We start from the raw sequence: 8,247 nt of genomic DNA, 5'->3' as shown, positions 1-8,247 counted from the left end.
TGAAGTAAAAAGATATTATCTAAGCAAAATAGGAAAATGGTTTAGAAAAATAGAAAGTGAATGGGAATCACAAATATCCAACAGTGAAAAGCATCGTGTATTAGAAGAAAAGTAAATACAAACAAACCAGGGGGCGCATTTCATGGTTAATTTACAAGAAGATATGTATGAACAATTGAAAGAGAAAAAAGGGGAAGCTACTGTATTTTTAAAGAATGGCGTTCCAGTACGTGGGCAGATCCTTGCAACAGATAAATTTACCGTCCTAATGATGGTTCATGGTAAACAACAACTAATCTACAAACAAGCTATTTCCACAATTCTTAAGTAATTCTTTTTCCTTTTTTTGAGGGAAGAGGAAAAAACACAAAAAATAGAAGATTGAGATCAATCTTCTTTAAAAAAAGAACAGATGACTACTTCAACTCTTAATCAATTATAAATAAACGTATATAAATATTCAATTCATCCTGAATTTTCTCAATATATTTGTCTTGTTTTAATAAATTATAATATAAATAATTCTTTTTATTATTATATATTTGTTCTTTCCTGTTTCAGAATCCTTGTCTTGTTATAAGGATTCTCTTTTTTATATTAAGAATCTACAAATGAAAAAGATAAGATCGGGGAATATGATCTTATCTTTAGCGTAAGGGAAAAACAAATGACAGAAACCATCTTAATTTTTATGATATTATATTTTTTGTTGATTTTCGATATAAAACCCATATTTAACATCTATATCAATATTGAGAAATTTATTACAAAATTAGTTATAAATAATTCAAAAATCCAATGTAAACTTTAGCCAAAAGTTTACTTTCATTTCCCCTTAAACATTGACTTTCATCTGATTTCATTGATGTTATAAAAATAGATAAAAAAAGTATACATTCAAAACCTTGAAAATAAAGGGATTGAAAAACAGATGGATAAAAAGCAACATTTAATCGATGTACAACCAATTCGAAGCAAAGAACAACTCGAAGATATGAAATGGTCTCTTAAACGTCATTGTTCAGAGCGAGATTACATTTTATTCCTAATTGGAATTAATACAGGATTGCGTGTAAGTGATTTACTTAAAATGGAAACGAGTGAAATTTTAAAACTGAAGCGAAAAAAACGGAAAGAATTTAAAGTGAAAGAAGGAAAGACAAAAAAGGAGCGTATCATAAATATTACATCCATTTTTGAGGAAGTACTTCCATATGCTGAAAATCTAAAAAGTACCTGGTTATTTCCTTCTCGAAAAGGTGATAAACCTATTAGTAAAATTCAAGCCTATAGACAGTTACAAAAAGCTGGGGATTTTGCCGGAGTTGAATCTTTAGGCACTCATACCATGCGTAAAACATTTGGATATTGGTTTTACAAGCAAACAAAAGATATTGCTATGTTACAAGAAATATTGAATCATAGTACACCACAAATTACGCTAAGATACATCGGTATTAATAAAGAAGAAAAAGATAATGTACTAGATACATTCCGAATCTAATTTTAATTAGTGTGCAGAAATAATAAATTTGTTTAATTTACAATAAAGTCATTTAAAAAATAATATAGTTGTTTAAAAATCCTTATTCCACGAACGGAGCAGGTTAGTGGAAGCAATTGTAGTTTTATAAAAAAGCTTGATCATTTAAAACAAAGTTCGATTATTTATAATAAAGTTTGATTAAAATCGTTTGTTTGCAGGATTTTTTTCTTTAACTATCGCGACAGTTTAGCTGCATAAGGGTGTAGTTGGGTCTAGCTGTGTAATAGATTACTATGTAATGTAAGTGAGATATTCTAGAATAGAAAATATTATAAGAATACTAAAACCAATACTTATAGAGGGAGACTTTCTGATGAATAAATTTCCAATCATAGAAACAGAAAGGTTAATTTTAAAAGAAGTGACACCAGAGGATGCTAACGATATGTATAAATACCTATCAGATAAAGACGTTGTTAAACATATGGGGTTAGAACCATACGAATCACCAAATGACGTCTTGAGCGAAATAAGATGGTATAAATCTATATTAGAAGAAGGTACAGGTATAAGGTGGGGGATTACACAGAAAAACATTGGTGTTGTTATAGGTAGTTGTGGTTTTCTTAATATGCGCCCTAAACATTATCGAGCTGAAGTAGGGTTTGAATTAAATAAAGAATATTGGGGACAAGGAATAGCTGGTGAAGCTTTAGAAGCTGTTATTAAATATGGCTATAAACACTTTGAAATGGAACGTATTGAGGCTCTAATTGATCCTGCGAATTTATCATCACAAAAATTAGTAGAAAATCGGGGGTTTAAAAGAGAAGGTTTATTGAGGCATTATGAATATACTTGTGGAAAATTTGATGATTTATATATGTACGCAATCATTAAAGGAGACCTCAAACGAATTTAAAAAGGCGGGAGTATCCTTATGTCGCTAACGGAGGATTTTGTGGAATAAGAAATAATCAGACTTTATTATAAAAAGTTGTTATTTAATCAGACAGAAAACCGTTAATTTGAGCAATCTTTATTCAAATTAACGGTTTTCTTATTATTGTTTATATAAGGATTGCAGATGGGTTTTTAATCAATCTTTATTTTAAAGCTACAGCAATAGCAATTAGGCTTGACTGGGAAAATTGTCGATGATATTAAAAAAGACACCGAAAAGTCTTATGTTTTTCAAATTAAGCATACCGATAAATTGAAATTTAATTACTTAACATTATGCTTATCTTGGTAGCGAGGTATTTTATCGGTGAGTGTATACAAACCATGTAATGCTTGCTGTTAATAATGCTGACGAAATCAAAGCTGTAAGAACACTATATGTTTGCCAAATAAGCATCGTTGACCAATCGAAAGCACAGCACAGTATACACAGGGCAATCGTAGCGATTAGGAAAATAACTGTTACGATTATTCTCTTTTTTGTCATTGGCTGCTGCTCATTCGTTTTCCTTCTGCGTAATCCTAAGAGAAATAGCAAAACAGCCAATAGGCAAAGAATAATTGTGATAGACGACAAAATGATATCCAAAAGCTGTGTGCCGCTTATTTCATATGACTGAGTTAGATTACCGTCTAATATATCTTGAACTTTTAGTACCAGGTTTATATTGGTATTTGCGCCGTTGCTCAGCAAGCAGACGGCTGTTCGTTTATTTAGAAGTATGGCTACTTCGGTTCTGAAATTTGGATTGCCCCCAGTGTGTTCTATAATCGTTTGGTCGGCGTTTACCGACCAGCCTGCCGCATAATACATATCGTTGACAGCCGAAACAGACATATCACCCCTATGTGATTTTTCGATAACCGTGTGAAATATTTCGGGTATGTCCTGCACGATCCCCAGCTGTATGCCCATCCAACGCGCCATATCTTTTGTATTAGAAATGATGTAGCCTGCGGGTTTATTCCCAGCATAATCCGGAGCATTAAATGGAGTTGTCATAAAAAAGGAAGAACGGTAGCCCTGTGCCAACTGTCCAGTGGCTTGAGCATCTTCTTTATAAACATACGTCTGGTGAAGACCTAACGGCTGAAATACCTGTTTCCTCATAAAGTCTTCATAGCTTTGTCGCGACACAACCTCAATAATCAAACCCAATACGTCATAATTAACGGTTCCATAGTTATACTGTTCACCGGGAGGGAACGCCAATTCAGCATCTACGAGCATTTCCACAGTCTTTTGCAACATATCCGGTGTATTACCTTGTGGAATACTTTGAGTATGCCTAATATTTGTTAGACCACTGGTATGGTGAAGAAAGTTATTTAGTGTAAGGCTTTGCATATCAACAGGTTTCCCTTGATACTTTAACGTAAACCAAGGTAAATATTTTTGGACAGGGTCAGTCATTGAGAGCAGCCCTTGCTCTTCCAACAGCATAATACCCATACCGGTAAAAGCTTTACTGACCGAGGCTAACTCATAGAGTGTATTTTCACTTGCAGACAACCCCTTTTCACGGTCTGCATACCCTGAAGAAAAGTAGAACACTTCATCATCAGCAAGTATTGAGATTGACATTCCCGGCACACCTGATATACGAGAGGCATCATCTAGCAACGCTTGTATTGCCGCAGATTTCGAATCTGACAACGCATAACTTTGTGTTGCGAATCCTGAGAATAATATAAATATCATTAATACAAAAACAATAATCTTTTTCATAAACTCTCCTTTTTGAAAAATTATAAGAGAATAATATAAATAACCTACTTTACAACTACTAAACTAAATTTTAACTTATCTTTCTATACACCTATATAATATCAAATAATTGTGAAGAGTTACATTTAAACGAATAGATTCGTTAGTCAATAAGAAGTAAACAACTTTAAAGAGCCTTGCTACGTAGAATGTAGTAGGCTCTTAGCTTTTATTAATCAAAATTCAATAACCTTATTATCATTATACAATTATGATTGTCTGTTTTTGGCTCATTATGTTTCTCCTGTATGGAGAAAGCCAGTTACAATAGAATGGAGTCGAAATTCTAAATACTCTTAGGTAGCTCTCATCATAGGTGTAAGATCTATGAGGGATCACCATATCAAAAAAAGAAAAGTGTACGTTTAGACACATTTAGGAAACATCTTAGTTGATTCCCTGTAAGTTAAGGATTTTTTTAGTTAAAAAACTTGTTTTTACCGTACGTTAAGAATGTCCCATAAACCGTATTTAAGGTTTGTTACAGTACTTTGTTTTTGATAATGAGTTTTGGAACTGGTTTTCGATTGTATTTCTGTCAGTTTGTCATTTTAGGAGGTAATTTGTGCTTATTTTAAGTGCTATTTTGCACATCCAACTTTTGGTGCCTTTGGAATAATGATTGATCAAAACATGCTCTTAATATATTCAATTGAATTATTCTGATCCTTCCTCAATTAAAGCGCCCGATTGCTGAATACCGTTATTGAAGTAAAGCTCCTCGATAGTTTAAGTGTAATCCTTCACAATTTTAAAAAATAAGTCTTTTTAAGGCGTCATTGTCAATTGATTATGTAATAAGACAAATTGTTACAACCTCATTTAAACATTATCGTGTTTAACTTCTTGCATAACTTTATTGGAACTTTTTCTGTGATCGAAATATCTGGAAATATGAATTTTATATTCGAGGTTATTTTTATAGTCTTTGGAAAAAACACAAGCATAGAGAACATCTAAAAGAAAACAGATGGAATCATTCGAACTGAAACTGCCTATTTTCGAATACAATCTCTCCCTAGTGGTAATTCGCAAAATGCAATCAGCGTATTTTGTTAGGGTATTTTCTCCAATACTTGTTAAAGCAATGACGGGTACTCTCTTTCTCTTCAAAAATGGCAACAGACCGACAATATCCTTACTTTCTCCACTATAAGATATAACAATTGCACAAGTTTCAGTATTAGAATTTGCTGCTTCGAAATGAGGATCAACGGTGCATAGACTGACATGTTTTTCAATTCGGTTCATCTTCGATTTAAAATCATGACAAATTAATAAATTATGGTACATAGAAAATACTTTAATATGTGCAGCTTTATCCAACATATTAGTTGCTCTTTGCAAATCATCATAATTTAAGAGAGACAAAGTATCGCTAATAGTTGTCTGATTCAATAAAGCCATTTTATTTGTAACGGTCATGATACTATCCCGGCCTTCAAAAGGATAATTAGCATCAATAGAAGAAAAATGACTATTTAGATATTCAATTTCATCAAGAAAACTATTTTTAAATTCAACCCATCCACTATATCCTAGTTTTTTTGCAATTCTAATTAAGGTGGATGGGTGAGTGTAAGTTTCTTTAGAAATATGTTTAGTTGTTTTATCTTTAATATTCTCTCTCTGCTCAAAAAGATATACGATTATTGCCCTTTCAGATGAAGAAAAAATATCTTCTTTCATTTTTTCTGTCAGTAACATATCTAATCACCTCTCATAATATTTCCGTTTGTAAATTTCATTTACAAAATTGATTTGTTTTTGTAAATGAAATTGTAAATGAAGAATGATTCCCTCCTTATTATATTGATTATATTTCTCCTTATTTTATAATACAGGTAAGAAAGGAGAAAGTAACAATCTATTCATTATTACTCTCCCCATTAATAAATTAAATTTACATTTTTTATGTTTTTTTGTAAATAAAGTTGCAAAAGAGAAACTCTCCCTCACTTAGCAGGAAATAAGAAATAACAAAAAAAATAGTAAAAGTAAAAGAGGAGGAAAAATAAAATGACAAAAGGTATAAAAATTGTAACGATTGGTGGAGGCAGCAGTTACACTCCTGAATTGATGGAAGGTTTTATCAAAAGATATGAAGAATTGCCAATAAAAGAAATGTGGCTTGTTGATATTGAAGATGGGAAGGGAAAGCTTGAAATTGTTGGTGAAATGGCTCAAAGAATGTGGGACGCTTCTCCATATGATGTAAAAGTCCATTTAACATTAGACCGTCGTGAAGCATTGAAAGATGCTGACTTTGTTACTACCCAATTTAGAGTTGGCTTACTAAATGCTAGGATTAAAGATGAAAGAATTCCTTTATCATATGGGATGGTAGGTCAAGAAACAAATGGGGCAGGTGGAATTTTCAAAGCCTTAAGAACGATTCCTGTTATTTTAGGCATTGTGGAAGATATGAAAGAATTATGCCCGAATGCTTGGTTAATCAACTTCACGAACCCAAGTGGAATGGTTACGGATGCAATTATTCGTTATGGTAAATGGGAAAAGGTTATTGGCTTGTGCAATGTTCCAGTTAATGCCATGAAAGCTGAACCGGAATTAATAGAAAAAATCTTGGATGATCTAATATATACTTTTGCCGGCTTAAATCATTTTCACTGGCATCGAGTTAAAGATTTGAAGGGAAATGATGTAACTTCCGAAATCATCGATAAATTGTATGATGGAAATTCCGGTATACCGTCAAATATTTTTGATGTTCCGTTTTTTAAAGAACAATTGAAACAGATGAATATGATCCCTTGTGGCTATCACCGTTATTATTACCGTTATGACGAGATGTTAGAACATTTGCTTGAAGAATACAATGATCCAAACGTTGGAACAAGAGCTCAACAAGTTAAACAGACAGAAGCAGAACTATTTGAATTGTATAAGGATCCTAACTTAAATTATAAACCTGAACAGTTGGCTAAACGCGGAGGCGCCCACTATTCAGATGCTGCATGTGAAACCATTGCTTCTATCTATGCAAATAAAAATACACACATCGTAGTTTCGACAAAGAATAATGGTGCTATTCCAGATTTGGCTCCGGACGATGTTGTGGAAGTTTCTGCCTATATTGGTGCTGCAGGAGCAAGACCGATTGCTTTCGGTTCTCTTCAACCGGCAGAAAAAGGCTGGCTGCAATTAATGAAGAATATGGAACTATGTGTGGAAGAAGCAGCAGTAACCGGTGATTACGGATTAGCATTACAAGCCTTTATAATAAACCCGTTAATCCCTAGCGGCGAAACAGCAAAACTTGTACTAGATGAACTATTAATTGCACATAAAAGATATCTTCCACAATTTGCTGAAAAAATTGCAGAGTTAGAAGCTGTAGGGATTACAGTAAAAGACGAAATAGCTAGAGATTTATACTAAATAGAAGAAACTTATCCAAAGTGGAAAAACAGAAAAATAACAGGGATTAAATTTATCGAACTATTAGAACTGAAGAAAAACACTTTTTATAAAATAATAAAAGAATATGAAGGTACATTAAACCAGCTATAAGCTGGTTCTTTTTTGTAATTCAATCTGGGATTAACTTCTCGGTAGCTGATCAGACGAACAAATTTCTTAACATACAGGAACAGGTGAAAATATGTCCAAGTTGTGTCTAAACGTACAATTTTCTTTTTTTGATATGGTGAACCCATGCCCATCAAGCTAAGGTTGGGTTTCCTATGAACTTCCGTTCAATGCTTGATATTTTGTTTATTTGTTTTTAAAAATACGCATACCAAATAAACCTTGATATGGTGTGTTTTTAAAGATTATGCAGTTTTCTGCTTTAGATTGGATACAGTGCACTGATAAACGACACCTAAAATATCAAAGACTGTCTTTTTCTCATATCGATGCGATTTCCGTCCGTTTTTCTGTAAGAGGTCAAACAGACGAAGGAAAATTTTTGATACTTCTTGGGTGTCTTTCTTACGATTAGTCAACTGTTTTTTAGAGCTATAATTGATTGAATTCCAGAAATTTTAAGCCGAATAGAATGCAA

Annotated in this window: 6 protein-coding genes and 3 pseudogenes; 6 read left to right on the top strand and 3 right to left on the bottom strand. The window is 32.8% G+C overall.

The window, feature by feature from the left end; translation table 11 throughout:
* From RBB48_RS31195 to RBB48_RS31180, 4 genes and pseudogenes are all read left to right on the top strand, one after another.
* Positions 1 to 115, top strand: a pseudogene (locus RBB48_RS31195) (transposase); the annotation flags it as partial.
* Between the two features lie 27 nt (positions 116 to 142).
* Entirely contained in the window at positions 143 to 331 is a 189-nt protein-coding gene (gene hfq, locus RBB48_RS31190; protein WP_306008820.1) for an RNA chaperone Hfq, read from the top strand.
* Between the two features lie 600 nt (positions 332 to 931).
* Entirely contained in the window at positions 932 to 1,504 is a 573-nt protein-coding gene (locus RBB48_RS31185) for a tyrosine-type recombinase/integrase (protein WP_306008819.1), read from the top strand.
* 355 nt (positions 1,505 to 1,859) lie between these two features.
* On the top strand, positions 1,860 to 2,408 hold the full coding sequence (locus RBB48_RS31180; RefSeq protein WP_306008818.1) for a GNAT family N-acetyltransferase: 549 nt from the start codon (positions 1,860 to 1,862) through the stop codon (positions 2,406 to 2,408).
* A 342-nt stretch (positions 2,409 to 2,750) separates the two neighbouring features.
* On the opposite strand, the gene RBB48_RS31175 is transcribed toward RBB48_RS31180, so the two are convergent.
* Both RBB48_RS31175 and RBB48_RS31170 read right to left on the bottom strand, forming a co-directional pair.
* Positions 2,751 to 4,178 (bottom strand): serine hydrolase domain-containing protein, encoded by a 1,428-nt coding sequence (locus RBB48_RS31175; protein WP_306008817.1) that lies wholly within the window; start codon positions 4,176 to 4,178, stop codon positions 2,751 to 2,753.
* An 861-nt stretch (positions 4,179 to 5,039) separates the two neighbouring features.
* Positions 5,040 to 5,924: a MurR/RpiR family transcriptional regulator gene (locus RBB48_RS31170; protein ID WP_306008816.1), complete on the bottom strand. Its 885-nt coding sequence runs from the start codon at positions 5,922 to 5,924 to the stop codon at positions 5,040 to 5,042.
* Between the two features lie 312 nt (positions 5,925 to 6,236).
* On the opposite strand from RBB48_RS31170, the gene RBB48_RS31165 reads away from it, so the two are divergent.
* The gene (locus RBB48_RS31165; RefSeq protein ID WP_306008815.1) at positions 6,237 to 7,619 is read left to right on the top strand and encodes a 6-phospho-beta-glucosidase; all 1,383 of its coding nucleotides are present in this window, start codon (positions 6,237 to 6,239) and stop codon (positions 7,617 to 7,619) included.
* Positions 7,620 to 7,751: pseudogene (locus RBB48_RS31160) on the top strand (recombinase family protein); the annotation flags it as partial.
* A gap of 263 nt (positions 7,752 to 8,014) precedes the next feature.
* On the opposite strand, the pseudogene RBB48_RS31155 reads toward RBB48_RS31160, so the two are convergent.
* Positions 8,015 to 8,176: pseudogene (locus RBB48_RS31155) on the bottom strand (IS4 family transposase); the annotation flags it as partial.
* Between the last annotated feature and the right edge of the window lie 71 nt (positions 8,177 to 8,247).

This window comes from Bacillus sp. MMSF_3353 (genome assembly GCF_030733445.1).
In the GTDB taxonomy this organism is placed as follows: domain Bacteria; phylum Bacillota; class Bacilli; order Bacillales; family Bacillaceae_G; genus Bacillus_A; species Bacillus_A wiedmannii.
The sequence above is the reverse complement of the archived record's forward strand: the minus strand, read 5'-3'. Positions and strand labels throughout refer to the sequence as shown.